2 protein-coding genes and 1 pseudogene are annotated in these 1,352 nt (G+C 50.4%); all 3 read right to left on the reverse strand.

Going from position 1 to position 1,352, the window contains the following annotated elements:
* Positions 1–201 (reverse strand): annotated as a pseudogene (locus R7R78_RS24010) (chemotaxis protein CheW); the annotation flags it as partial.
* Positions 191–970 (reverse strand): ParA family protein, encoded by a 780-nt coding sequence (locus R7R78_RS24015; protein ID WP_005479466.1) that lies wholly within the window; start codon positions 968–970, stop codon positions 191–193. The gene R7R78_RS24015 and the pseudogene R7R78_RS24010, both read right to left, overlap by 11 nt.
* Before the next feature lie 8 nt (positions 971–978).
* A partial coding sequence (locus R7R78_RS24020; protein ID WP_318119530.1) for a chemotaxis protein CheB occupies positions 979–1,352 on the reverse strand: 374 nt, incomplete at its 5' end.

Below are 1,352 nucleotides of genomic sequence, written 5' to 3' on the forward strand. Positions count from 1 at the left end.
CTCTGGCTCTGGCTCTGGCTCTGGCTCTGGCTCTGGCTCTGGCTCTGGCTCTGGCTCTGGCTCTGGCTCTGCAGAGGATAGCTCCTGAGCGAGCAAGTCAAGCTCATGTTCGAGATCAGTCACCTCAACTTCTTCACCGAGTAATGCGTTGAAGTAATCATCAAGCGCCTGCTCGCTGGAAAGTACGCTGTTACTGCTCATCGAACGCTAACCTCTCCAAGTAAATCAATAGCTGTTTGTACGCAAACACACCACGGCTACCGGATGCAAAGTGCGACGCTGGTAAGTGTTTCAAACTTGCGTCTCGGAACTTGGTGTCAATCGGTACTGCGGAAGTCCACACTTGGTTCGGGTAGTCTTTTTTCAGTTGCGTCAAAGTCTGCAACGAAGCGCGAGTTCGCTTGTCGTACATGGTTGGTACGATGGTGACTTTGAACCCATCTGGACGTGATTTCTGCATGATCGTCAACGTACGAATCATACGTTCCAAGCCTTTCATCGCGAGGAACTCAGTCTGTACAGGGATCAAGATACGGTCACTCGCCGCGAGTGCATTAACCATCATCACACCAAGGATTGGTGGACAATCGATCAACACGTAGTCGTAATCTTGCGAAACCGCTTGAAGTGCGCGCTTCAAAATCAACCCCATGCCACTGCGGTTACCCATTACGCGGTCTAGCGTAGCCAATGACATGTGCGCAGGAATGATGTCCATTCCTTCCAACTCGGTTTCTAAGATCAACGGCTTAACCGTATCGCGAGTGAACGTCTTTAGCTGAAACAGATCGAACAAGCTTGATGACACAGTATCTGAGTCGTAACCAAGATAAGTCGTCAGTGACGCATGAGGATCGGTGTCGACCATCAATACACGATGACCTTTCTGGCTCAACAAACCTGCTAGTGTCACTGTTGATGTGGTTTTACCTACCCCACCTTTTTGGTTAGCTACACTCCAAACGATCATGATTTATCCTACGCTAAACCCACTTCCACCATCATGCGTTCTGCAATTCGGTCAAGAGGTAAATCTTCAGAAGAAATGCCCGCTTTAGCAACAGCTTGAGGCATACCGTAAACCACACAGCTTTCTTCGTCTTGTGCCCAAATGGTTGAACCTGCCGATTTCAGCATACGCGCACCTTCTCGGCCATCTGCACCCATTCCGGTGAGCACCATAGAAAGCACTTTGTCGCCGTAAACTTTCGCCGCCGAGCCAAAGGTCACATCCACACACGGTTTGTAGTTCATGCGATCGCCGCCATCAATGATGCGAAGGCGAGCAGCACCTGCACGACCATCAATCATCATTTGCTTGCCGCCTGGCGCTAGGTAAGCCACGCCAGCTT

Source organism: Vibrio sp. 2134-1 (assembly GCF_033339495.1).

Bases quoted from the DNA above. Each gene is read 5' to 3' on its own strand.
- R7R78_RS24015 (WP_005479466.1), bottom strand. From the start codon at position 970: ATGATCGTTTGGAGTGTAGCTAACCAAAAAGGTGGGGTAGGTAAAACC.